This is a genomic window from Arthrobacter sp. SAFR-023 (assembly GCF_051965295.1).
Classification (GTDB): Bacteria; Actinomycetota; Actinomycetes; order Actinomycetales; family Micrococcaceae; genus Arthrobacter.
The window spans coordinates 46,308-70,727 of sequence record NZ_JBQCMF010000022.1; the positions used below are offsets into that span (position 1 = coordinate 46,308).

Here is a 24,420-nt window from a genome sequence, read left to right on the forward strand (position 1 = left end):
GAGGTCCGTATTGGGCGCTAAGTGACCCCGCGTTGCTGTTTACCACCTGACGGGCAGCTCCTTGACTCCGTAAATAATGGTGCTGTCCATCCGTTCGAGGTGGGCTTCCGGGGCGAGGGCCAGTCCGGGGAGCCGGTCCAGAATGCCCTGCAGTGCAATCCTGGCTTCGAGCCTGGCCAGCGGGGCGCCGAGGCAGAAGTGGATGCCGTGGCCGAAGGCGAGATGCCGGTTCGGTGTCCGGTCGATGTCGAACTGTTCTGGACGGTGGAATTGCCGCTCATCGCGGTTGGCTGAACCGATCCAGGCAACCAGCGGGGCGCCAGCCGGCACCTGGACGTTGCCCACCGTGGTGTCAGCCGCTGTCACCCGGTACATCGACTGGACGGGAGAGCGGTAGCGCAGCACTTCTTCTATGGCGTGGGGGAGCAGGGACGGCTCGGCGCGGAGGCGTTCCATCGTTCCGTGCTGTTCGGTGAAACAGAGGACCGCGTTGCCGATGAGGTTGGTGGTGGTTTCATTGCCGGCCACGAGCAGGAGGCTGCAGAAGCCCAGTAGCTCGGCCACGCTCAGCTTCTGCCCGTCGATCTCGGCCACGAGCAGGTTGCTGATCAGATCAGCTCCGGGCTGGCGCCTGCGCTGTTCGATCAGGGCCAGGAAGTACTCGGTCATTTCCCGGTTCGTGGAGCTGTGGTCGGCAGTCTGCGCTCCGGTCTGCGTCTGGCTGACGATCACATCGGACCAGTGCTTGAAGCGGCCGCGGCCCTCGGCGGGGATGCCCATGAGCTCCGCGATCACGATCACCGGCAGTGGGTAGGCCAACTCGTCGATGAGGTCTGCCGATCCCTTAGAGGCAATCCCGTCCAGCAGCTCCTCCGTCAGGGTCGAGATGCGCGGCGCAAGGGCGTCCACTGCTTTGGGGGTGAAGGCCTGGGTCACGAGGGAGCGCAACTGCCGGTGCCGGGGCGGATCGGCGGTGATCAGGCTCGCCGCGAACAGCTGGCCGGTCTCGGATGGATCGTCGCCTCCCATCCTGGACGAGAACGTCCCGTGTTCGGACAAGACCCGCTGGACGTCGTCGTACCCGTAGACATGCCAGCTTCCGGATCGCTCGTCATGGAAGATGGGAGCGGATTCCCGCATCCGTTCGTACAGCGGGAAGGGATCCAGCGACGGCCCCTCAGGGTTCACGAAGTCCATGGCAGAGTTTATTCCGGGAATGCGCCCGCCGTCAGTACCTGTGCAGGACTCATCCAAACAGCCAGGCCGCCCCCAGAAGCAGGGGGATTGCCAAAGCCGAGGTAATGACCGCCGTGGACTGCGCAAGGTTTTTGCCCACGCCGTACCGGACTGCGTAGAGGACCACGTTCTGCCCGGTGGGAAGGATCGCGCAGGCGGTCACAACGAAAGTACTGAAGGCATCGAGGTGGAACACAAACACGGCCAGCAGCCAGGCGAGTACCGGCTGGACGGCCGACTTGAGAACGACGGCGAACAGCGTGGGGACGCGGTCCACCGAGTCTTGGCGCGGAGAGAGGCCGTGGAGCGACATGCCGAAAATGATCAGCATCAGCGGAACCGTCAGCTGGGCCACCAGCTTCAGGGGATCCAGGACCAACGCCGGTAGCTCAATTCCGGCCGCGCTGACAATGACGCCGAGGATCGCTGCCACGGTAACGGGGTTGCGCAGAGGAGTGGAGAGGATGCTCCACACGGACGTTCTTTTCCCGTCAGGATCGGTCAGGTCCAGGATGGTCAGCGCCACCGGGGTTACGAGCGCCAGTTGGAACAGCATGATCGGCGTGACGAACGTGGCGCTGCCGAGAATGTACAGGGACAGCGGAACGCCGAGGTTCGTGGAGTTGACGATTCCGGTGGCCAGTGCGCCGACCGTGGTGCGCCGGACGCCCCATCTCCCGATCGCTCCGCTGAGCGCGAAAAGCGCCATGCAGCAAAGTGCCGTGACAACGGAAATGAGGCCTGTCTGGCTGAGGACTTCGGAGATATGCCGCGAAGCGATCGTGGAGAACATCAGGCTTGGCAGCCCGACCATGAAGGTCAGGGTGGACAGCACCTTCGTCCCGTGCGGCCCAAGGGCATTTGTCCTGGCCAAGATGTAGCCAACGAGCAGGACCACGCCCACCACAAAGAATCCCTTTAAGACTCCATCCAAGCCGCTGTCCTCGCTCGTCTGTTTCGCCATTACGACGCCGGGTGGCTGGCGCTTATCTAAGACTACAGTGTTATTTAGCGCAGCCCTTGGATGGCGCTCCAGTAGAGGCGGCTGCACCGCTGCACGAGTTGCTCGTCCGGCATGTTTTCCACGGCCCGGAAATCCATTATTTCCCTGGAGTTGAACATCGCGTTGAACAGGGAAAGTGCATAAGGAAGCTGGTTCGGCTCGATGTTGGCTTCCTCGAGCAGTTGCCGGACGGGTGGCCCCCATACCCGCTCCAGGGCGTGGGCGTGGGGTTCGCCGGCCTGCAGCCTGGTCAGAAACCCTTCGCGGGAACGGACAAGGACCATGGCGGGGCCGTACTCGGCCACCACCTTGAGCCATTGCGCCATGGTGTCATTGAAGAGGTCCCTTCCGGTGCTTTTCAGGCTCTTCGTCGACTCGTAAAGCTCGTCAATGACACTCAGCATGAACTTGCGGTGCAGCTCGTCGAGCGTCGGAAAGTACCGGTAGGCCGTGGCCAGGGACAGGCCCGCGCGTTCTGCCACGGCGGGCATGGTTGCCGAGTCCGGGTCCTCGCGGAGAAGCTCGCCGACAGCCACTACGAGTTCCTGCTGGTTGCGGATCGAATCCTGCCGGAGGCGGCGCTGCCGCGGCGCAGCTTCTGGCTTCATGCGTCCTGCCCCTCCATTGGTTCACATCGATCAGTGCTCTGTTTAGACGATAATCCAGCGTCCACGCGCACAGAAAAGACGGGTTTTCCGCCAAATCGCGGGAAACCCGTCTTTTCGGTGCTGCGGCCCGGCCGGAGCCGGTTCTAGCTAGACCTCGATACGGCTACAGCCCGAGGCCCCCAAGCTTGTCCCCCAACCCGCCGGGAAGCTTGCCGAGCAGGTCCGCAGGATTGATGCCGAGCTTGGAGAGAAGCCCGGCGTGCTGGTCGGTGTCCACCTGGTCCGGCAGCTCATTTTCAGCCTGTGCGGCCTTGTCATTGTCGCCTTGCGACCTCAGGAATTCGAGGATTTGGGACTTGTCGATCTGCATGGGATTCTCCTTTTGCGATTTCCGGAACTGCTAAGGATGCTTACTACCATTCCGGAAAAAGGCCCCTCGAACAAGTGCAGGCAAGAACCCGCGGCCGAAGAAGCGGGACTAAGCCTGTCTGTTACCGACGGCGGTAGCCAGCGATGCCAGGCCCTTTTCGAAGTCGCCGCCCACCATCTTGTCCATGTTCATGAACAGCGCAAAGATCTTGCCGATGCCCTTGTGCTCCCCGACCATGGTCCAGGTGACACGGGTTCCTCCACCCTCCGGAACGAATGTAAAGGCAGTGGGGTTGACTGCGGCGAACGGCTTAGTGAACTCGAGCCGGAGCCGAACGACGTCAGCTTCCTTCGACTCGACGATCTCCATGGTGCCGGCGCCGGCCTTGCGGTTACCGCTCCAGGCATACTTGGCGCCGACGCCGGCTTCCGCGCCGGAGTACGTCCTCTTCATGTCCGAGTCCACGGACTCCCAGGGCGACCACTTGGGCCACTCGTGGAAGCTGTTGACCAGCGGAAACACGTCCTTGGCCGGGGCGGGGATGACAGTGCTGCGCGTGACTGAGTACGTTGACATGGGCCCATCCTACGGCCGCAGGCCCGCCGGGACCCCCGCTGCGGTTTCGGCGCGCTCGAGCGCCCGGCCGAGACGGTCCACGGCATGCGGATATCCGGAATCCCAGGCGGTTTTCAGCGTCTCGGCCTCCCGCAGGGCCTTCACGAAAGCAGCCGTCTCAGGCCGTGCCACGTCCGTAAGGTCCGGATAGCTGATGGCGAGTGCGGGGTCCAGTTCGTACCGCGCCCAGCGTCCCAGGATCTCTTCATGCACGACGGCGGCCGCCCGGCAGAGCGGGCCGTCCATCCGCCGGCGCCGCCGGATTTCGTACCAGGAAAGCACCGCAGGGCTGCCGCGGTACGCGGCAACGCCGCTCAGCACCGCCACGGCCACCATGGCCAGGCCGGCCGGCGGCGATGCCACCGCAGGGATGAGCAGGGCCGGGGCAATCACCGCGGCGCCACCGAAAAGGTCCCAGAACAGCAAATCTGGACTGTCGCCGTCGGACCTCTCTGAATGGTGCCGCACGACAAAAACCGTGCAGGCGACGGCGGCCGCCAGTACTGCGCTCCAGAGGACCAGTTGCAGCAGCCCCAACGGGGCGGCTTCGGAAACTGCGGGCACCACTGCACCTCCCAAGGACGGGCGCTGCCCGGCATTTCGGGCCGCACTTAAATTGCATCCTGTACTGAAGCCCTGGTCAATGGGCTGGTTTGCAGCCGCGGCCGCGGCTAGCGTAGGCGCCATGCGACTCAAAATGTGCAGCATCCATGTCCAGGACCCCGCCTCGGCGCACTCGTTTTACACGGAGACCCTCGGCTTCGAAACGCTCATGGCCATGCCCGAACATAACCTGTTCATCGTCAAGGACCCAGGGGAGGCCGGCACCGTGGGCCTGCTGCTGGAGCCCAGCGACAATCCCATCGCTGCGGCCTACAGCAAGGGGCTGCGAGAGGCCGGGCTCCCTGCCATAGTCTTCGGCACCCCGGATGTGCGGGCTGAGTATGAACGGCTGACCGCTGCCGGCGTCCGGTTCCAGGGTGAGCCTGCCGAGGACCCCTTCGGGATCACCGCAGTGTTCGACGACGGCTGCGGCAACTACATCCAGCTGCACCAGGACTGATACTGCATGGACGCCGCTGACGCCCTCAACGAGATTGCCTTCTGGCTCGAGCGCTCCGCCGCGCCGACGTTCAAGGTCCAGGCCTTCCGGAAGGCCGCGGGCGTCATCAATGGGCTGACGCCGGCCGAGGTGGCGGAGCGCACCCGCGACGGGCGGCTCAAGCGGACGAAGGGGATCGGGGACACCACCTTCAACGTCATCCGGCAGGCTGTGGACGGCGATGTGCCTGACTACCTGGAAAAGCTGCGGCAGGGCGGCGCCAAGCCACTCGCTGCCGGAGGAGATGGGCTCCGCGCGCAGCTGCGCGGCGACCTGCACAGCCATAGTGACTGGTCCGACGGCGGTTCCCCTCCGGAGCTGATGGCGGCCGCCGCCCGTCACCTGGGCCGCGAATACCTGGCCCTAACGGACCACTCGCCGAACCTCAAGATCGCGAACGGGCTGACTGCTGAGCGGCTCGCCGAGCAGCTGGATGTGGTGGCCGGGCTGAACGCCGACGGCGGCTTCCGGCTGCTGTCCGGCATCGAGGTGGACATCCTGGAAAACGGCGAACTGGACCAGACGCCGGAGATGCTGGACCGGCTGGACGTGGTGGTGGCCAGTGTGCACTCCAAGCTCCGCTCGGACCGGCGCACCATGACGGACCGGATGCTCGGTGGAATCCGCGATCCACACACCAACGTGCTGGGCCACTGCACCGGCCGCCTGCTGCAGGGGTCCCGCGGGACCCGTCCCGAGTCCGAGTTCGATGCCGAGCGGGTCTTCGCGGCCTGCGCGGAAGCCAATGTCGCCGTCGAGATTAACTCCAGGCCGGAACGGCAGGACCCGCCGGACAACCTGATGCAGCTGGCACTCGAGGCCGGCTGCCTTTTCAGCATCGACAGCGACGCCCACGCGCCGGGGCAGCTCGACTTCCTGCAGTACGGCGCCGAGCGGGCAGAACGCAACGGGGTTCCGGCTGAACGCATCATCACCACGTGGCCGCTGGACCGGCTGCTGGAGTGGCTGAACAGCAGGAACTAGCGGCACCCAATAGAAGGATGCCTTTGCTCAGGAATTTAGTAAGCATAATGACTATCTGTGCACGGAGTGGTAAACCTTAATTGTTCCGCCGAGGAACCCCGGCGGGTCCGTCTCTTCCTGCGAGGTGCACCATGAGCGCTGCGAATCCCGCTAACCATCTCGACGAACTTGGCCGGCGGACCCTTCGAAAAGTGCGCGGCCGGCTCATGCCGCTCATTGTGCTGCTCTACTTCGTGGCGTACCTGGACCGGAACAACGTGGGTTTCGCCAAGCTGACCATGAGCGAGGACATCGGCCTCAGTGCCGCAGCCTACGGCCTCGGTGCGGGCATGTTCTTCATCGGCTACGCACTGCTGGAGATCCCCAGCAACGCAGGCATGTACAGGTTCGGCGCCCGGAAGTGGATCGCACGCATCCTGATCTCGTGGGGCATCTTCGCCACGGCCATGGCGCTGGTGAACGGGGAGACCACCTTCTACATCATCCGCTTCCTGCTCGGAGCGGCCGAGGCCGGCTTCTTCCCGGCCATTCTCTTCTACCTGACGCTGTGGTTCCCCGCCGCCCAACGTGTGCTGGTGCTGGGCATCTTCATCCTCGCCCAGCCGGTCTCCAACGCGCTCGGCGCACCGGTGTCCGGCCTTCTGCTGCAGATGGAAGGCATCGCAGGCCTGCACGGCTGGCAGTGGCTGTACATCATCGAAGGCATCCCGGCCATCCTCCTCGGGCTGCTCACGCCGGTGCTGATGACGGACAAGCCAAGCCACGCCCAGTGGCTCGCCGCGGATGAACGGGAATGGCTCACCCGGACCATGGACGAGGAACTGGCCCACAAGCAAAAGGGCCAGCCGCACCACTTCCTCGCCGGCCTGAAGGACTCCCGGACCATCGCCTACTCGGCGCTGTACTTCGGACTGGTCTGCGGCATCTACGGCCTCGGCCTCTGGATGCCCACCATCGTCGCCGCGCTGGGCAAGTTCAGCACCACGGAGGTGGGCTTCATCGTCGCCATCCCGTACACGATCGCTGCGGTGTTCGTTTACTACTGGGGCAGGCGGTCCGACCGCACCGGCAACCGCGTGCTGCACGCCAGCATCAGCATGGTGATGGCCGCCGTCGGCCTGGTGGCTGCCGGCAGCCTGGTGCAGGTCAACGCCATCCTGGCCCTGATCGCCCTGACCCTCGCGGCCATGGGCATCTACTCGGCCATCGCCCCGTTCCTGGCCATGCCGTCCACCGCGCTGGTGGGAGCCGCGGCCGCGGCCGGGCTCGCGATGGTGAATTCACTCGGCAACCTGGGCGGCTTCGTGGCGCCGTACATCGTGGGCGTGCTCAATGATGCCACCGGAGACAACCGCTCCGGCCTGCTCTTCCTGGCCGCCTGCCTCGCCGTCACCGCCATCGCCACCTTCCTGTACGCCCGCAAACGTCCCGAAGGGCACGTGAAGCCGGGCACCCACGCCGCTGTCGGTGAAGAAGCAGTCGCCGCCGACGAATTCGACGACACCAAGTACTGACGCTGCGGCAAACGACGAGGGGATCACGGACATGACGCACCACGACACGTTCCCGGCCGAACGCACCGCGGTGCTGACCGGGGCCGCCTCCGCACGCGGCATTGGCCGCGCAACGGCGGAAATGCTCGCCAGCCACGGCTGGTCCGCGGCCATTCTCGATATTGACGGCGACGCTGCCCGGCGCGCTGCGGAGGACATCTCCTCGGTGTACGGGGTGGCGGCCAGGGGAGTGGGGGCCGACGTCTCCGACCAGGCCGCCGTGAACTCCGCCATCGACGAGGTGGAGGCCAACATGCCGCCCATCGTGGGACTGGCCAACCTCGCAGGCATCAGCTCGCCCACGGAATTCATGGACGAGACGCTCGAAGCCTGGGAGCGGGTGTTCCGGATCAACATGACCGGCACGTTCCTGGTCACGCAGCGCGTGCTCCGAGGCATGATCGAACGCAGGCTCGGCCGCGTGGTCAGCGTGTCCTCCATCTCCGCGCAGCGCGGCGGCGGCACCTACTCGAAGGTGGCGTACAGCTCGTCCAAGGCAGCCATCATCGGCTTCACCCGGGCACTCGCGCGGGAGATGGGCCAGCACAACATCACCGTCAACTGCATCGCCCCCGGCCCCGTGGACACCGACATCATGGGCGGCACCTTGACCGATGAACGCAAGGCGGACATGTCAAGGGACATCCTCGTGGGCAGGGTGGGCACGGTCCGGGACATCGCCGCCCTCATGGCGTTCCTGATGGGGGAGGACGCCGGCTACATCACCGCCGCGACGTACGACATCAACGGCGGCCTGCAGATTTCCTGACTGTCAGCGGTAGTGCTCAGGCTGCTGCTGGGCTGGGCGACATCTCCGCTGCCTGGCGCAGCGCCTCGATCATGCTGCGGACGTCCACGATGCCCTTGCCCGCGATGTCGAAGGCCGTGCCGTGGTCCACTGACGTCCGGATGACGGGCAGGCCCACCGTGATGTTGACGCCGGCCTCGATGCCGAGGACCTTGATCGGCCCGTGGCCCTGGTCGTGGTACATCGCCACGATGAGGTCATAGTCGCCGCGGCCGGCCAGGAAGAACGCCGTGTCCGCCGGCAGCGGGCCGCGGGCGTCGATGCCGTCAGCCTGGAGCTTCTCGATGGCCGGGGTGATCTTCTCCGCCTCCTCGCCGTAGCCGAAGAGGCCGTTTTCGCCGGCGTGCGGGTTGATGGCGCACACGCCGATCTTCGGGGTGGCGATGCCGGCGCGCTGCATGGCGCTGTGGCCGCGGCGCACGGTCCGCTCAACCAGGCCTGGCTCGATCTTGTTGATGGCATCGATGAGGCCGATGTGGGTGGTGACGTGGATGACCTTGACCTTGGGCGTGGACAGCATCATGGACACTTCCTCGACACCCATGAAGTGCGCGAGCAGTTCGGTGTGGCCCGGGTAGACGTGCCCGGCCTTGTGCAGCGCCGCCTTGTTCAGCGGCGCGGTGCAGATGCCCTGGACCTGTCCGGCCATGCCCAGCTCGCACGCGATCCGGATGTAGTGGTAGGCGGCGTTGCCGGCCTCCGCGGACTCCTGGCCCCAGGGGAGGTCGGCCGAAAGCAGCTTCGGGTCGATCACGTTGATCCGGCCGGCTTCGAAGACGGCGTCGCCCACGTTCTCCACCTCGACGATGTTCGCTTCCACGCCCAGAGCCTTGGCCCCCAGCTGCAGCCGGTGGACGTCGCCGATGACCACCGGGCGGCAGTCGCGGTAAGCGTTCTGGTCAAGAAGGGCACCGACGGTCACCTCGGGGCCGACGCCGGCGCCGTCGCCCATGGTCACGGCGATGAAGGGCCGGGTGTCGTGTTCGGTTGCGTTCACTGCAGATGTCATTGGAGCTCCAGGTGAGTGGGAGGGGTGGGAAGTGCTGTTGGAAGACCGAAGGTCTTTGATGGCGGAGTAGAGCTGGACGAGGGCGTCGCTGTCGCCGAAGCTGCCGGGCTTGGTGCCCACCAGCCGCCCGTCATCGGAAAGGCTGACCACGGCGCCATGCTGTACGGACGCCAACGGGGTCAGCGAACGGACGCCGAGGGCGTCGAGCACCTCGCGGGCCGTTTCGCCGCCGGTGAGGACCAGGTCTGCTGCCGCGGAACCTGTGGCCGCTTTGGCCACCAGCCGCGCGAGGTTCCGCACGATCGTGGCGGACTCGTCGGGATTGACGACGGCGGCACTGACAGTCAGCGCTGCCGGCTCGCCTGCTGCCAGGAGTTGCTGGGCTTCCGCGAGCCTTGAGCGGAAATCCCCAGGACGCTGCAGCTCGCCGGGAGCGATCCGCAGGGCGGTGAAGCCGCCGGCTTCCAGGTTCAGCAGCTGCGCCGCGGCCTTCGCCGAGGCGGAGCCGACGGCGGCCAGCAGCGGCCGCGGTCCGCCCGCCGTTGTCAGGCCTTGCGTCGCTGTTTTTTGCGCGTTCCGCGCAGAGCTGACGCTCAGTTTGTCCGCCAGCAGCAGCGCCATGCCACCGGTCCCGGCCAGCACGATGCGCCGTCCGCCGGCCTTGAAGTCCAGGTCCAGTAGCGCGTCCGCGGCGGCCTCCAGGTCGTCCGGAGTCTCGCCGTCGACGATCACGGTGACGGGACCGCCGTCGGAAAAGGCATCGGCGAGGAAAACCGCCAGGCCGCCCGAGCGCACCGCGGACAGCCCGGCAAGCTGCACTGCGGAGGTGGAACCGAACAGCTGCGAAATCTCCGCGGGCGGGGCGGCTTGTTCTGCCCGCCATAGGTCCGTGCCGTCCAGCCGGGCGCCGTCGGCAAAGGGCCGGCCGCCCACGACTGTCCGGTTGAGCTGGGGGAGTGCGCCAGCCACCACCACGTGGTAGCCCAGCGCCGACAGTGCCGTGATTTCCGGGCCGATATTGCCCCGCCACAGCGAATCGATTTTCTTGAACAGGACCCCCGCGCCGTCTGCGGCAGGGCTGCCGAAGACGGCGGCCGACGCCGCGGCGGCGACGTCCGGGGCCACTGCCCGCGAGTGCGTGTCGACCACCAAAACGTCCGGGGCGTATTCGGTGCCCCCATCCGCGGGAGACAGGAGGAGGCGCGTGTCCAGTCCCTGGGCTGCAAAGCACTGCCCCACTTCTGCTGCGCCGGAAAAGTCGTCGGCCTGGATGAGTACTGTAGCCACGTCGTCCTCCCTTCTTCTGGTTGTCGGTAGCACCATGATGGCATGACTGCGCGAATCGCGCTAGAGCTGTTGCGCGTTTTGCGCAGACGTGGCAGAGTGATGCATGTAACACGGCGCAGGCCATCCGGCCCCCAGCCGTCCCATTCAACCGAGAGGTCAACGATGACCGTTCTTCCTCAAGGAAGTGAGATCTCACGGCGCCGCCTCCTGCAGTTCGGCGCAGCCGCCGGATTTCTCCTGGGCACAGGCTCCATGGCCGGGTGTGCCGGCCCCACGGGCCTGCCGGGGCCCAGCACACTGACGCTGGCCCTTAACAGGTCCCTCGTCAGCCTGGACAACAAGCTCAACCAGTTCGACGCCGCCGTCACCGTCCAGCGCGCTGTGCGGCAGGGACTGACCGCCATCGGCCCCGAAACCAAGCCGATCCTGGTCCTCGCGGACCGATTTGAGATGACCTCACCAACCGCCTGGACCGTGCGGCTGCGCGAAGGCGTCCGCTACTCGGACGGCACCCCGGTGGCCATCGAGGACATCGCCACGGCACTGAAGATGTACCAGCAGGTGCAGGGTTCCTTCGTCGCCGGGTTCTTCCCCGAGTTCCCCACGGTGGTTCCGGTGGATGACCGGACGTTCCGGATGGAGTCCAAGAACCCCATCCCCATCCTCGATTCCCTCATGAGCATGATCCTGATCAGCCCGGCAGCCAAGAACAAGCCGGAGGAGCTGCAGGAAGGCGTGGGCACCGGCCCGTACGTTGTTACCAAGTTCAACCGGGGCGCCGGCACCTACAGCCTCAAGCGCAACGAGAACTACTGGGGCCCCGCCCCCAAGGTGGACAACGTCGAGGTCCGCTTCCTGCCCGAGGAATCCAGCCGCGTCATTGCGCTGCGGAGCGGCGAGGTGGACGTTATTGACTCCATCACGCCCGACTCGCGCGAGCAGCTGGCCGGACTTCCCGGCGTCGTCCTTGCGGAGGCGTCAAGCCTCCGGCTGAACCAGATTTTCTACAACTTCCGCAAGCCCTCCAGCCACCCGCTGTCCGATGCCCGCGTCCGTGAGGCACTCAGCTGGGCGGTCGACGGCGAAGCCCTGGTCAACGACGTCCTGGTCGATTCGGTCAGCGAGGCCGAAGGTGTGGTTCCGTCCAGCCTTACCGGCTTCTCCAAGACCGGCAACTACACCTACGACCCGGAGAAGGCCAAGGCCACGCTGAAGAGCCTCGGCGTCACGGACCTGAACCTGAAGATCATCTGGGAAACCGGCGAGTTCGCCTCCGACACCTCCGTGATGGAAGCCCTCGTGGAGATGTTCGGCAACATCGGGGTGAAGACCCAGCTGCAGCAGTTCGAGCCCGGCGGCAACATCCTGGCCTGGCGCCAGGGCAAGCAGGGTGACTGGGACCTGCTGGGCAACGGCTTCAGCAGCCCCACCGGCCTGGCTATCACCATGATGCAGGGGATGTACGCCGGAACCGCGGAAAAGGAAAAGACCCGCGACACCTACCAGGGCTACGTGGTCCCGGACGTTCAGGCCAAGATCCAGGCCGCATCCTCCGAGGTGGACCCGGTGCGCCGCGAGCAGCTGCTCGCCACTGCGCAGAAGGCCATTTGGGACACCTGGCCCTGTGCCTGGGCATTCGTTCCCAAGTCCGTGCTGGCCCACCAGAAGCGCGTGGCAGATCTGTCGCTGGCCCCCACCAACTCCTACCCCCTTGTTGACGTCCGGTTGGAGGCCTGAGTCATGACCAAGTACATCCTCAAACGGCTGGGCCAAGGCCTGCTGACCGTGTTCCTGACGGTTTCCACGGTCTTCATCCTGATCCGCCTGGCCCCCGGTGATCCGGCCGTGTCCTACGCCGGACCGCTGGCCACCACCGAACAGTTGGCCAAGGTCCGCGAACAGTTCGGCTTGGACCGTCCCGTGCTGGAGCAGTACTGGATCTTCCTGCAGCAGCTGTTCACCGGCAACCTCGGCACCTCCTACTCCTTCCAGGCGCCGGCCATGCAGGTGGTGGCGGAGCGGATGCCGTACACGCTGACGCTGGCCACCGCGGCAATCCTCCTGACCGCCGTGATCGCCATTCCGCTGGGCGTGTGGATGGCCCGCCGCCCGGACACCAACCGGGAACTCGGCGTCAACGTCCTCACCATCGCCGGGCAGTCCATGCCGGACTTCTGGACCGGCATCATGCTCCTCACCGGGTTCGCCGTCCTGATCCCGCTGTTCCCGGCCTCCGGCTTCGCGACCTGGGGCGGGCTGGTCCTGCCCACCGTCACTATCGCCATCCTGCAGATCGCGCTGATTTCCCGGATGGTGCGGCGGGAGATGACGTCCAACTTCGCCGCCCCTTACCTGACCGTGGCGCGGTCAAGGGGAGTGGGCAGTCCGGCGCTGACCTGGCGCTATGCCATGGGCAACTCCGCCATCCCGGTCTTCACCGCCCTGGGCACCCGCTTCGCCGCCATGCTCAACGGCGTGGTGGTGGTGGAAGTGGTGTTCGCCTGGCCCGGCGTCGGCTCCCTCATTGTCCGCGCCCTCGAAACCCGCGACTACCCCCTCATCCAGGCGACCGTCCTGCTGACGTCGCTGCTGGCCGTGGCCGTCCAGCTCGTCATCGACCTCGCCTACCCGCTTCTTGATCCCCGCGTTCGTCTTGGAAAGGCGGCAGCAGCATGAGCCTCAGCGACACCGCAACGCCGGCGGCCTCCGCCCCACAACCGCCCCGGACCCCCTCGGCCAGCGCCGTCACCAAGGAGCTCATCGCGAAGGCCGGCGCCACCCGCCGCCGCAACGCGGCCAAGTGGAAGCTGCGCATCGGCGCCGTCTGCACGCTGATCGTGATCATTCCCATCCTGCTGGCCCAGGTGCTGCCGCTGCCGGACGCCAACCACCAGGACCTGTCCGCCCGCCGCCTCGCCCCGCTGGTGGACGGCCACCTGTTCGGCACCGACCAGCTGGGCCGCGACCTGCTGTCCCGCGTCCTGCACGGCGGCCAGGTCTCCCTGACCATCGGCATCCTGGCCGTGGTGGTCTCCGGCGCCATCGGCATCATCCTCGGTGCCGCCGCTGGCTACTTCGGCGGCTGGGTGGACACGGTGGTCTCGCGGGTCCTCGAGGCCCAGATGTCCCTGCCGCTCCTCATGATGCTGCTGTTGGTGGTGGCCCTCTTCGGCCCGTCCATCCCGGTGATCACCTTCGTCATTGCGATTGCGCAATGGCCGGAGGTGGCCAGGCTGACCAGATCCATGGTGCTCGTGGAACGCGAAAAACCGTACGTCTCCGCGGCGCGCATCCTGGGGCTGCACCGCATCCAGATCCTCATCCAGCACATCATCCCGAACGTCATCAAGCAGGCGACCCTCGTGGTGCTGCTGCTCCTGGCCCAGGCCGTCCTGCTCGAGAGTGCCCTCAGCTTCCTCGGCGCCGGCCCCCAGCGTCCGTTCGCCACTTGGGGACGCATCATCTCCGACGGCCAGGACTACATCACCACCTCCTGGTGGATGGTCACCCTGCCCGGCCTGGTGATCGTGCTGATGGTGGTGGGTGTGAACCTGCTGGGCGACGGCCTCCGCGACCGTCCCCGCCGCAAAAAGAAGGGTGCCTGACATGACCGCACAAGCTACGAGCCACAAGGAACAGGCCCTGCTCGAGGTCCGCGACTTCCAGGTGGAGCTGATCACCGACGCCGGCATCATCCGGGCCGTTGATTCGGTGAACTTCAGCATCCACCGCGGCGAAACGGTCACCATCATCGGTGAGTCCGGTTCGGGCAAATCGACGACGGCGATGGGCATCCTGCGCCTGCTCCCGGACGATCTGGCGGTGCTTTCCGGCACCGTGCTCATCGACGGCGTGGACGTGGTGGCCGTACCCAAGGCCATCGACAAGGTCCGCGGCCGGACAGTCGCGCTCATCCCGCAGGACCCCATGACGGCGCTGAGCCCCGTGCACTCGATCGGCAGCCAGCTCTCCGAGGCCATCCGGATTGCCGGCGCCGCCTCCAAGGAGAAGGACGCCGTCCGCGCCCGCGCCATCCGGTTGCTGGAACAGGTCCACATTCCGACGCCGGAGGTGCAGCTGAAGAAGTACCCGCACCAGCTCTCCGGCGGCATGCTCCAGCGCGTGCTGATAGCGATCGCGCTGGCCAGTGAGCCGCAGCTCCTGGTGGCAGACGAGCCCACCTCGGCCCTGGACGTCACGGTGCAGGCCGGCATCCTGGACCTGCTGCTGGAACTCCAGGAGCAGCGCGGCATCGGCATTCTGATGATCACGCACGACCTCGGCGTGGCCCGGCTGATCTCGGACCGCATCCACGTGATGAAGGACGGTTCCTTCGTGGAGTCCGGGGATGTCCAGCAGGTCGTGGAGCAGCCGGCCACGGAATACACCCGCAACCTGCTGGCCGCCGTGCCGGTCCTGGGGCCCTGGGACGAAACCCCTGGCAACACCTCCAAATCCGCATCCAAGACCTCCGCATCCAAGACCTCCGCGGCCGGCGACGCCGCCCTGACCAGCACCGGAGTCCAGAATGACTAAGCCGTTCCTCTGCGTCGAGAACCTCGTGGTGGACTACCACGTTCCCGGCGGCACGTTCCGCGCCGTGGATGACGTGTCCTTTTCCGTGGACAAGGGCAAGACGATCGCCGTCGTCGGTGAATCCGGCTGCGGAAAGTCCACGATCGCCAAGGCGCTGATGCGCCTGGTGACCCCGGCCAGCGGGCGGATCGAACTGGACGGCACAGACCTGGCCGCACTCAGCGAAGCCAAGCTGCGGCCGCTGCGTTCCAAGTTCCAGATGGTCTTCCAGGACCCGTACGGCTCCCTGGACCCGCACCTCACCGCCCAGGAAATCGTGGCCGAACCGCTGAAGCTGCAGGGCGTCCGGTCCAAGGCCGAGCGGCACAAGGAAGCAGCGAAGCTGATCGACCAGGTTGGCCTGCCGGCCAGGTCCCTGGACCGCCACCCTGCCGAGTTCTCCGGCGGCCAGCGGCAGCGCATCGGCATTGCCCGGGCGCTCGCCTCCAAGCCGGAGCTGCTGGTCTGCGACGAAGCCACGAGCGCGCTCGACGTGTCCGTCCAGGCCCAGGTGCTGCGGCTGCTGAAGTCCATCCAGGACGAAACCGGCATCACCTACGTGTTCATCTCGCACAACCTTGGCGTGGTGCAGGAGATCAGCGATAGCGTCATGGTTATGCAGCGCGGCAAGCTCGTGGAGTCCGGCAGCACTGCATCCGTGCTGACCGCGCCCAAGGAGGACTACACCCGCAAGCTCCGCCGTGCGGCGCTGGACCCGTCCACCATGCGCGGCCTCAAGCCGCGGCACGTGGTCCGGTCGCTGGCCCTGAAAGGCTGACGCCGCTCCACTGATCCGGCCGTTACCCGCCCCGAACCCAACCACATTGCAACCGCACAGACACTGCAACCACGGAGAATCAACGCATGAGCAAGCAGCCAGAAGGCAACCCGGTGGAAGGACTGAAGCTTCCCATCTCGCGGCTGGTCCTGGGCACCATGACGTTCGGCGACACCGCCGACGAGGCCACCGCCGGACGCATGGTGGAGGAGGCGCTCGACGCCGGCATCACCACCATCGACACCGCCAACGCGTACGTCGGCGGCGTGACCGAGGAAATGCTCGGCCGCCTCCTCAAGGGGCGCCGCGATGAGGTCATCCTCGCCTCCAAGGCCGGCATGCCGCACCCGGACCACGGCCAGCACTCGCCGCTGTCCCCCCAAGGGCTGCGCAACAGCGTCGAGGGCAGCCTCCGACGGCTCGGCGTGGACAGCATCGACCTGTTCTATCTCCACCAGCCGGACCGTGCCACGCCCCTGCAGGAGACCCTGCGCACCGTGGCGGAGCTGGTGGAAGAAGGGAAGATCGGGGCGCTGGGCGTCTCCAACTTCGCGGCCTGGCAGATCGCCGACGTCATCCACGTTGCCCGCGAGGTGGGCGCACCCCGGCCCGTTGTCGCCCAGCAGCTCTACAATCTGGTGGCCCGGCGGGTGGAGGAGGAATACCTCGAATTCGCCGCCACCCACAACGTGCACACCATGGTCTACAACCCGCTCGGCGGCGGCCTGCTCACCGGCAAGCACAGCTTCGAGGCCAAGCCCTCGGAGGGCCGCTTCGGTGATTCCAAGCTGGCTGCCATGTACTCCCAGCGCTACTGGGACAAGCAGCTGTTCGTCTACGTCACAGCCCTTGGTGCCATCGCCGACGCGGCAGGCATCACTCTGGCCGAGCTGTCACTGCGCTGGCTCGCCTACCGGAAGGGCGTCGGCTCCTTGCTGCTGGGCGGCTCCAAAGTGGAGCAGCTCCGCGCCAACATCGCCGCCGTGGCCAAGGGGCCGCTGCCCGAGGACGTCATCAGCTCCTGCGACGCCATCGGCTCCGGACTCCGCGGACCCATGCCGGCATATAACCGCTGACGTATACACAACTGCTCGCCGTCACACCCACGAACTGAAGGTAGAAGATACAGATGACATCGGACCTAGCCATTGAATTCGCCCGCAAGATCCGTGCCCGTGAGCAGGCCGTCGGCTACTGGGCCGTACTGGACGCGCCTGTGGCAACGGAACGCATTGGCCGGCTCGGGTATGACTACGTTGCCCTGGACGCCCAGCACGGGCTGCTCGGATACTCGGGCGTGCTGAACGGCCTCATGGCCATCGACGCCGGGCACACCGCCGTCGGTATGGTGCGCGTGGAGGCCAACGACTTCACCGCGATCGGCAAGGCCCTCGACGCCGGCGCCGTCGGAGTGATCGTCCCCCTCATCAACAACGCTGCGGACGCCGCGGCCGCGGTCGCCGCAGCGAAGTACCCACCCATGGGCGGCCGCTCCTACGGGCCGATGCGCTCGGCGCTGCGCATCGGCCCGGTCCCGGCTGACTCCAACGCCGCCACCCTGGTCTTCGCCATGATCGAGACGCCCGAGGGGCTGGCCAACGTGAAGGAGATCTGCGCGACGCCCGGCCTGGACGGCATCTACGTGGGCCCCTCGGACCTGGCCATCGCCGTCGGCGGTGCCTTCCCGGGCGACCCCGCCATCGAGGCCGAGTTCAACGCCGCCCTGGAAACCGTCGCTGAAGCGGCCGCCTCGGCAGGCATCGCCGCCGGCATCCACACCGCGGCCGGGGAGATCGCCGCCCAGCGGCTGCGGCAGGGCTACACGTTCACCACCGTCGCGTCGGACCTGACACACCTGGAGCTGGCGGCAAAGGCACACCTGGCGGCCGCCAAGTCGGAGGGCTGAGGCATGCAGACCACCAACACTGAGTACAGCACCATCACGCCCGACGGCGCCGTGAAGCGCGCTGACGGCGCAGACTTCGCGTACCTGCCGGCGCCCACCGTGCAGAGCCACGCCGCCAACCTCCTGACCCTGCCCGACGGCCGCCTCGGCTGCGTCTGGTTCGGTGGCACGCAGGAGGGCGTGCCGGACATCTCCATCTGGTTCTCCACCCTGGAGCCGGGCAGAAGCCAGTGGTCACCGGCTCAGCAGCTCTCCGATGACTCCACCCGCTCGGAGCAGAACCCCATCCTGTTCACCGCCCCCGGCCCGGCTGGCCAGGACGGCGTTCTCTGGCTCCTGTACACCGCGCAAAAGGCGGGCAACCAGGACACAGCGGAGGTCCGCCGTCGTACTTCCACGGACAGCGGCCGCACCTGGGGGCCGGTGGAAACGGTGTTTCCGGCCAACGAAACGGGCGGCGTGTTCGTCCGCCAGCTGCCGGTGCTGCTGCCGTCCGGCCGCCTGATCATCCCGATCTTCCGCTGCATCACCACGCCGGGGGAGAAGTGGGTGGGCAACAGCGACGACAGTGCCGTGATGATTTCCGACGACGGCGGAGCCACCTGGCGCGAGCACATCCTGCCGGGAAGCCTGGGTTGCGTCCACATGAACATCCAGCCTGTGGCCGACGGTTCGCTGTTGGCGCTGTTCCGCAGCCGGTGGGCCGACTCGATCTACGAATCCCGCTCAACCGACGACGGCACCACCTGGAGCGAGCCCGTCCCCACCGAACTGCCCAACAACAACTCCTCCATCCAGTTCGCGGCGCTCGCCGACGGCCGCCTGGCGCTGGTCTACAACCACAGCCGCGCGGAGGAAAACACCGAGCGGCGCCTGTCGCTCTACGACGAAATCGATGACGACGGCCTGGCCGCCGAACAGGGCCAGCTGGCGGAACCGGCTCCGGTCCCGGGCGCCGGAACGGACGACGGCGAACGGCGCGCCTTCTGGGGGACGCCGCGCTCGCCCATGACGCTGGCAATCTCCGAGGACTCGGGCCGGACCTGGCCCATCCGGCGGAACCTCGACGTGGGGGACGGCTACTGCCTCTCCAACAATTCCCGGGACGGACTGAACCGGGAGTATTCCTACCCGTCCGTCCACCAGGGCCCGGACGGTGCGCTGAACATCGCCTACACCTACTTCCGGCAGGCCATCAAGTACGTCCGCGTGGACCCGCAGTGGGCGTACCAGGGCAGCAGCACTCCCGGAGGGGATGACGAAGCTGGCAAGGGTGAAGGGGGCGGCGGGCAGTGACCCGCACCCGCCACGCGATTGTCACGGGCTGCAGCTCCGGCATCGGCAAGGCGATCGCCGAACGCCTGCTGGCCGACGGCTGGACCGTCACCGGGCTGAGCCGCAGCGAGACTTCGCTCGGACACGGGTTCCGGTGGCTGCACGCGGACCTGTCCGATCCGTCGTCGCTGGCGGAAACGGCGGCGGGGATCGATCCGGCGGACGCGCTGGTGCACGCCGCCGGATACCAGCGCACCGCGGTGCTGGGTGAGCTGGACCCGGAGGCGCTCGCCGGCATGTTCGCCGTCCACGTCGGGGCCGCCAGTGCGTTGGCCAACGAGGTGGTCCCGCGAATGTCCGACGGCGGCCGGGTGCTGCTGATCGGCAGCCGGACCTCCACAGGCGTGGCGGGCAAGAGCCAGTACGCGGCCACCAAAGCGGCGCTGATGGGCATGGGCCGGACGTGGGCGCAGGAGCTTGCCCCACGCGGCATCACGGTGAACGTGCTCTCGCCGGGGCCGACGGACACGCCCATGCTTGCCGACCCCGGCCGGGCGGCCACCCCGCCGAAGCTCCCGGCGCTCGGCCAGCTGGTGGATGCCGAGGACGTTGCGGCGCTCGCCGGCTTCCTGCTGGGGCCGCACGGAAAGTCCATCACCGGTCAGAACTACGTGATCTGCGGCGGCGCCTCGCTGTGAGGCGGCGATCCCGTTGAGCCTGTCGAAACCACTGGCCCTACGATGGTGAGAGCAAAGGAGAGCCACAGATGACCACCGCCAAGGCCAGGCGCGAAGAGATCTACCACCTTGCCGTCACCACGGGGCTGGCGTCTGTGGAGGAACTGTCACGTCATTTCCGGGTCACCGCCTCCACCATCCGGCGGGACCTTGCCCAGCTGAATGAGCAGGGCAAGCTGGCACGGACCTACGGCGGGGCGGTGGCGCTGGGCGCCCACCCCGAACCGTCCCTGCGGCAGCGAACCGGTGAGGCGTACGAGCAAAAGCACGCCATCGCAGCCTGGGCGGCTGCTGAGGTGAAGGACGGCGAGAACGTACTGCTCGACGGCGGCTCCACGGTCGGTGCCTTGGCGCACTCCCTGCGCGGCCGGGAGAACCTGTCCGTCACGACGCCGGGAATCAACACCTTGCAGGAGCTCGCGGACTCGCCGGGGATTCAGGTGGACTGCCTCGGTGGCCGGTTGCGGGGCGTGAGCCAGACGTTCGTGGGCCCCCTAGCCGAGGCGGCCTTGGAGCGGATGAGCTTTGACCGGGTGTTCCTCGGTGCGGACGCCGTCACCGCCAACGACGGGCTCTGCGAGGCGGACCACGCGCAGACCAGGCTCAAGGAACTCATGGCCCGGCGCGGCGAGGCTGTCTATGTCCTGGCCGACTCCGGCAAGCTGGGGAAGCGCCCGTTCCACGCCTGGGCCAAGCTTGCCCTGCCGTGGACCCTGGTGACGGACTCCGGCGCTGATCCGGGCCAGGTGGCACTGTTCACGGAGGCCGGCGTGCAGGTGCAGCTGGTCCAGGTCCAGGCCGGGGAGCAGGAGTCGGCCTGAGGGAACACCGGCACGCCTGCATTTGTTATTAACAGTGACCCAAAATGAGCACTGCACATATCGCCTTGATAGTCCCGCCCCGACTCGGCGAACCCCTCCGGGTTGTACCCGTGGAAGGGCCGGACAGCCTCAAAGACCTGCTCGGGGGCGACTTCGAGTCCGTCGCCCGGGGTGACTGGCACCTTTATCTCAACGCCGAGGGAACCTCGGCCAACCTGCCGGTGAACCTCCGCGCCGACCAACTGATGCACGACTGCGGCCTTGACCTCGCAGGCGCCGCCCGCGGTCCGGCGGTCATCGTGGGCCGTGACGCCAAGGGCAAGGACACCAGCATCCCGGAACACCTGCTGCGCCTCGCAGCGGAACTCTTCGGAACGCCGCAGGCAGCCTGAGGGAGCAGGCAGTCCGATTTTCCGCTTCCCCGGAACAACTGGGCCCTTTGGCGTTTAGCATGGGGGAATGACTGAAGCGAACGAAGATTCGGCCGTCCTGCAACTGCAGGACATCCTGATCGGGGCCGAAAGCGTTGACGGCTTCCTCCAAGGGCTGGCCACATTTGCCGCATCCACGCTCACCGGTCTGGCAGGTACCGGCATTGAATGCGCCGTGACATTGAAGCGGCACCGGCACACCGCCACAGTTGCCGGCAGCAGCCCCCGGGCAGTCGAGCTGGATCAGATCGAGCAGCGCGTCGGCGACGGTCCTTGCATTCGGGCGCTCTTCACCATGGCACCGGAATTGCTCAACGACGTCACCACGGACGAACGGTGGCCGGAATACCAGAAGCAGCTCGTCGGGCACGGCGTGTACTCCACATTGGGCGTTCCCTTGGACATCGGGGATGGCGCCAGTGCAGCATTCAACTTTTTCGGCCCGGCACCGGACCTTTTCACGGCCGAGCTCTTCGACAGGGCGGTGGGATTCGGTGAGCTGGCCAGCCGCGCGCTGCACCTGTCAGTCCGGATCGGGGCTGCCCAGGCCAAGGCGCAGAACCTGGAGGCCGCCATGCAGAGCCGGACCGCGATTGACGTCGCCTGCGGCGTCATCATGGCGCAGAACAGGTGCTCCCAAAAGGAAGCCATGGACATTTTGGCAAAAGTCTCGAGCAACCGGAACCAGAAGCTGCGCGACGTCGCCGTGGAACTGCTGGGCAGGCTTCCGGGACCAGGTGTGGAGACGCATTTCGACTAGCCTTCGGACAGCCGCATCGAGGCTACTTGGCCCCCTTGCCGATCATGGACGCCGGGGGCTTGGGAAACGGTTTGGCTGGATACATCTTGGCGACCTTGAGCATGTAGTTGGCCCATTGCGGCCCGGCGATCATGTAGCCGTCAATGCGGTCGTAGTGTTTGCCGTTGATGGTGAGGTTCCTGCCCGGCCGCTTTTGGCCGTTCAGGGCGTCACCGAAGAAGGATGCGGTGGCCATGCCGCTGGTGTAGCCCAGTACCCAGGTGGCGCCGTTGCTGTTGTTGGTGCCGGTCTTGGCCGCCACGGGGACCTTGCTCTGGACCTTCGGGTTGATGTAGACGCCTGAACCCTTCTTGAGCACGTCCTGCAGGACCGAGTTCACGCCGCGGGCAATCTGCGGCTCGACGGCGGCCCGGCATGCCGGCTTCTGGCTGGACAGCGCCCGACCGGCGAAGTCGGTGACGCGCTGGATGGCAATCGGCGCGCAGTAGCGGCCGTCGGCGGCGAAGGTGGCGAAGGCGGTGGCCATGCTGAGCGGTGACACGGCGGTGCCACCGAGAATATTGCCCAGCTGGTGCATGTTGATCTCTGAGCCGTCCAGCCCGCTTCGCAGGCCCACTGCCGCAACCATTTTGTCGATGCCGCAGATGTCCAGCTGTGCCACCTCGGCAAACGTAGCCGTGTTGATGGAGTTGTACAGCCCGTAGTTCGCTGGCATTCTACGGTAGTAGCCCTCCGACGCGTTCTGCAGGTCGTCGGCAGCTTCGAGGCCGGCGCTGCGCTGCTTGCTGCTGTAGCCGCCCACCACCTTGGCGCACGAGTCCCGCCAGCCGAATCCCAGTGGGTACTCCCGACGTGAGGCGTCCACCTCTTCGGTGATCTTCCGTCCCTGGTGCAGCCACTCGGCGAACGTGAACGGCTTCATGGTGGATCCTGGCTGGAACCCTCCCGCACCGTTAAGGTCATTGCCGTTGGCATCCTTGGCGTCCACGTTGAAGTTCAGTTGGGTATCGAACTTGCCGGGCTCCGGGAGGAATACCGTGTTCTGCGCCATCGCCAGGATTTTTCCGGTACCGGGCTGGACCGTCAGCAGGGAAGCTCCCCACTTGGCCGGGTTGGCGCCGGCGGTGGAGTTCACCTGTGACTGGGCCGCTGCCTGCAGCCGGCTGTCCAGCGTGGTGGTGATGGTCAGTCCGCCCCTGAACAGTTTCTGCTCCCGGGCTTCCGTGTCCGGCCCGTAGGCCCGGTTGTTGAGAATCAGGTGGGATACGTAATCGCAGAAATAGGGGGCAATGGCGGCTGCGGCGCAGCCTTGCTTCGAGCTACGGATTTTCAGGCCGACACCGGTGGCAGCGGCATCGTCATGCTGCTTCTTGGTGATCTTTTCTTGCGCCAGCATGGCGTCCAGGACCAGGTTGCGCCGCTTGAGCGAGTTCTCCGGGTTGCTCACGGGGTCATAGAGGCTGGGGCTGTTGACGAGTCCTGCCAGCATTGCAGCCTGGGGGAGGCTGAGCTTGCTGGCCGGAACGCTGTAGAAATGCTGCGCGGCCGCCTCGATGCCGTAGGCGCTGCGGTTGAAGAACACGATGTTGAGGTAGCCCTCGAGGATCTGGTCCTTGGTGAATTTCTTCTCCAGCTCAATGGCGAGCTTCATTTCCCGGACCTTGTCGCCGACGGTCTTCTCGCCGCTGAGAACCACCTCATCCTCGCGGCCGGAGGTGATCTTGGCTTCATTGGCCACGTTCGTGACGTATTGCTGGGTGAGGGTGGATGCGCCTTGTCGGTCCCCGCCGGCGACGTTGCTCACCAGCGCCCGCAGAACGCCCACGGGGTCGACGCCGCTGTGTTCGTAGAAGCGGCTGTCCTCTATCGCGACCACGGCGTCCTTGACGTAGGGCGACATCTCCTTGAGCGGGACCCGCACCCGGTTTTCCTCGTAAAACGAGGCGATCAGTTTGCCGTCGGACGTCAGGATCCTGGTGGTTTGCGCCGGCGGACGCACCGCAAGCTCAGAGGGGAGGCCGTTGTAGAAGTTCATCGAGCTGCTGACGGCGGCGCCGGCAGCAGCAAGTTGGGGAACGAAGTAGGCGGCAACGAGGGCGCCACAAATGCAGCTGAGGACCACGAACCCGAGCATCCTTGCCAGGGTCGTGTGAGATCTCGATGTCAGGCTTTTGCGTACCATCACTCCGGTTCACACCCCAAAAAAGCGTGTCTCCAGAATACGCGTCAGGTGACGGCCGATCCAGACCGTGGGCCGGTTGGAAACGATTTGGCCGGCCCGCGTAAGGCGGGCCGGCCGGCCCGCGTAAGGCGGGCCGGCCGGCGTCGTACTTGGAGTCTTTGGAGCGTTCCTCGGCGTTACGGGTTCTGGACGTGGTCCTTGGCGTCCGTGGCGGTGGCTTTGACGTCGGAGGCGGCGGTTTGGCCTTCGTCCTTGACGTGCTGGGCGGCGTCGGTGGCGGTGGCCTTGACGTTTTCCATGGCCTCCTGGGCGGGTTCCTTCCAGCCCTGGGCCATGTCCTTGGCGGCCTCGGTGACCTGGCTGGTCATCGGTTCGGCCGC

Annotated in this window: 24 protein-coding genes and 1 pseudogene; 16 read left to right on the forward strand and 9 right to left on the reverse strand. The window is 66.4% G+C overall.

Going from position 1 to position 24,420, the window contains the following annotated elements; all coding sequences use genetic code 11:
• Positions 1–39: 39 nt before the first annotated feature.
• From ACTHQX_RS19725 to ACTHQX_RS19750, 6 genes are all read right to left on the reverse strand, one after another.
• Complete coding sequence (locus ACTHQX_RS19725) at positions 40–1,197, reverse strand: cytochrome P450 (RefSeq protein ID WP_440158860.1); 1,158 nt, start codon at positions 1,195–1,197, stop codon at positions 40–42.
• Positions 1,198–1,246: 49 nt separating this feature from the next.
• The gene (locus tag ACTHQX_RS19730) at positions 1,247–2,170 is read right to left on the reverse strand and encodes an AEC family transporter (RefSeq protein ID WP_440158859.1); all 924 of its coding nucleotides are present in this window, start codon (positions 2,168–2,170) and stop codon (positions 1,247–1,249) included.
• A gap of 74 nt (positions 2,171–2,244) precedes the next feature.
• Positions 2,245–2,847 carry a TetR/AcrR family transcriptional regulator gene (locus ACTHQX_RS19735; protein ID WP_440158857.1) on the reverse strand — a complete coding sequence of 201 codons (603 nt, stop codon included), beginning with the start codon at positions 2,845–2,847 and terminating at the stop codon, positions 2,245–2,247.
• Positions 2,848–3,010: 163 nt separating this feature from the next.
• On the reverse strand, positions 3,011–3,217 hold the full coding sequence (locus ACTHQX_RS19740; RefSeq protein ID WP_236806081.1) for a hypothetical protein: 207 nt from the start codon (positions 3,215–3,217) through the stop codon (positions 3,011–3,013).
• A 108-nt stretch (positions 3,218–3,325) separates the two neighbouring features.
• A complete protein-coding gene (locus tag ACTHQX_RS19745; protein ID WP_440158856.1) occupies positions 3,326–3,793 on the reverse strand; it encodes an SRPBCC family protein in 468 nt (155 codons plus the stop codon).
• 9 nt (positions 3,794–3,802) lie between these two features.
• Positions 3,803–4,396 (reverse strand): hypothetical protein, encoded by a 594-nt coding sequence (locus ACTHQX_RS19750; RefSeq protein WP_440158855.1) that lies wholly within the window; start codon positions 4,394–4,396, stop codon positions 3,803–3,805.
• Positions 4,397–4,517: 121 nt separating this feature from the next.
• Between ACTHQX_RS19750 and ACTHQX_RS19755 the strand changes: the two genes are divergently transcribed.
• The 4 genes from ACTHQX_RS19755 (at position 4,518) to ACTHQX_RS19770 (ending at position 8,240) form a co-directional block, all read left to right on the forward strand.
• Positions 4,518–4,895, forward strand: coding sequence for a VOC family protein (locus tag ACTHQX_RS19755; protein ID WP_440158854.1), 378 nt, complete (start codon positions 4,518–4,520; stop codon positions 4,893–4,895).
• Between the two features lie 6 nt (positions 4,896–4,901).
• On the forward strand, positions 4,902–5,918 hold the full coding sequence (locus tag ACTHQX_RS19760) for a PHP domain-containing protein (protein ID WP_440158853.1): 1,017 nt from the start codon (positions 4,902–4,904) through the stop codon (positions 5,916–5,918).
• A gap of 131 nt (positions 5,919–6,049) precedes the next feature.
• Entirely contained in the window at positions 6,050–7,432 is a 1,383-nt protein-coding gene (locus ACTHQX_RS19765; RefSeq protein ID WP_440158851.1) for an MFS transporter, read from the forward strand.
• 31 nt (positions 7,433–7,463) lie between these two features.
• Positions 7,464–8,240 (forward strand): SDR family NAD(P)-dependent oxidoreductase, encoded by a 777-nt coding sequence (locus ACTHQX_RS19770; protein ID WP_440158850.1) that lies wholly within the window; start codon positions 7,464–7,466, stop codon positions 8,238–8,240.
• A 16-nt stretch (positions 8,241–8,256) separates the two neighbouring features.
• Here ACTHQX_RS19770 and pdxA read toward each other — a convergent pair whose 3' ends face one another.
• The gene (pdxA, locus tag ACTHQX_RS19775) at positions 8,257–10,575 is read right to left on the reverse strand and encodes a 4-hydroxythreonine-4-phosphate dehydrogenase PdxA (protein WP_440158849.1); all 2,319 of its coding nucleotides are present in this window, start codon (positions 10,573–10,575) and stop codon (positions 8,257–8,259) included.
• Between the two features lie 162 nt (positions 10,576–10,737).
• Between pdxA and ACTHQX_RS19780 the strand changes: the two genes are divergently transcribed.
• From ACTHQX_RS19780 to ACTHQX_RS19835, 12 genes are all read left to right on the forward strand, one after another.
• A complete protein-coding gene (locus tag ACTHQX_RS19780; protein ID WP_440158848.1) occupies positions 10,738–12,312 on the forward strand; it encodes an ABC transporter substrate-binding protein in 1,575 nt (524 codons plus the stop codon).
• Between the two features lie 3 nt (positions 12,313–12,315).
• On the forward strand, positions 12,316–13,251 hold the full coding sequence (locus ACTHQX_RS19785) for an ABC transporter permease (protein ID WP_236806090.1): 936 nt from the start codon (positions 12,316–12,318) through the stop codon (positions 13,249–13,251).
• Positions 13,248–14,180: an ABC transporter permease gene (locus ACTHQX_RS19790; RefSeq protein WP_440158847.1), complete on the forward strand. Its 933-nt coding sequence runs from the start codon at positions 13,248–13,250 to the stop codon at positions 14,178–14,180. The genes ACTHQX_RS19785 and ACTHQX_RS19790 overlap by 4 nt, the downstream gene beginning before the upstream one ends.
• Before the next feature lies 1 nt (position 14,181).
• Entirely contained in the window at positions 14,182–15,111 is a 930-nt protein-coding gene (locus tag ACTHQX_RS19795) for an ABC transporter ATP-binding protein (RefSeq protein WP_440158846.1), read from the forward strand.
• Positions 15,104–15,928 (forward strand): ATP-binding cassette domain-containing protein, encoded by an 825-nt coding sequence (locus tag ACTHQX_RS19800; RefSeq protein ID WP_440158845.1) that lies wholly within the window; start codon positions 15,104–15,106, stop codon positions 15,926–15,928. Before ACTHQX_RS19795 ends, ACTHQX_RS19800 begins: the two co-directional genes overlap by 8 nt.
• Positions 15,929–16,014: 86 nt before the next feature.
• Entirely contained in the window at positions 16,015–17,004 is a 990-nt protein-coding gene (locus ACTHQX_RS19805) for an aldo/keto reductase (protein WP_440158843.1), read from the forward strand.
• A 53-nt stretch (positions 17,005–17,057) separates the two neighbouring features.
• Positions 17,058–17,834, forward strand: coding sequence for an HpcH/HpaI aldolase family protein (locus ACTHQX_RS19810; protein ID WP_236806095.1), 777 nt, complete (start codon positions 17,058–17,060; stop codon positions 17,832–17,834).
• A gap of 3 nt (positions 17,835–17,837) precedes the next feature.
• Positions 17,838–19,130, forward strand: a complete 1,293-nt coding sequence (locus ACTHQX_RS19815) for a sialidase family protein (protein WP_440158842.1) — start codon at positions 17,838–17,840, stop codon at positions 19,128–19,130.
• A complete protein-coding gene (locus ACTHQX_RS19820; RefSeq protein WP_440158841.1) occupies positions 19,127–19,807 on the forward strand; it encodes an SDR family NAD(P)-dependent oxidoreductase in 681 nt (226 codons plus the stop codon). The genes ACTHQX_RS19815 and ACTHQX_RS19820 overlap by 4 nt, the downstream gene beginning before the upstream one ends.
• A 68-nt stretch (positions 19,808–19,875) precedes the next feature.
• Positions 19,876–20,667, forward strand: coding sequence for a DeoR/GlpR family DNA-binding transcription regulator (locus tag ACTHQX_RS19825; RefSeq protein WP_440158840.1), 792 nt, complete (start codon positions 19,876–19,878; stop codon positions 20,665–20,667).
• 44 nt (positions 20,668–20,711) lie between these two features.
• Positions 20,712–21,059, forward strand: coding sequence for a DUF3846 domain-containing protein (locus tag ACTHQX_RS19830; protein WP_440158839.1), 348 nt, complete (start codon positions 20,712–20,714; stop codon positions 21,057–21,059).
• A gap of 67 nt (positions 21,060–21,126) precedes the next feature.
• Positions 21,127–21,858 (forward strand): ANTAR domain-containing protein, encoded by a 732-nt coding sequence (locus tag ACTHQX_RS19835; RefSeq protein ID WP_440158838.1) that lies wholly within the window; start codon positions 21,127–21,129, stop codon positions 21,856–21,858.
• A 22-nt stretch (positions 21,859–21,880) separates the two neighbouring features.
• Here ACTHQX_RS19835 and ACTHQX_RS19840 read toward each other — a convergent pair whose 3' ends face one another.
• Positions 21,881–24,040, reverse strand: a complete 2,160-nt coding sequence (locus ACTHQX_RS19840; RefSeq protein ID WP_440158837.1) for a transglycosylase domain-containing protein — start codon at positions 24,038–24,040, stop codon at positions 21,881–21,883.
• Positions 24,041–24,216: 176 nt separating this feature from the next.
• Positions 24,217–24,420: pseudogene (locus ACTHQX_RS19845) on the reverse strand (DUF3618 domain-containing protein); the annotation flags it as partial.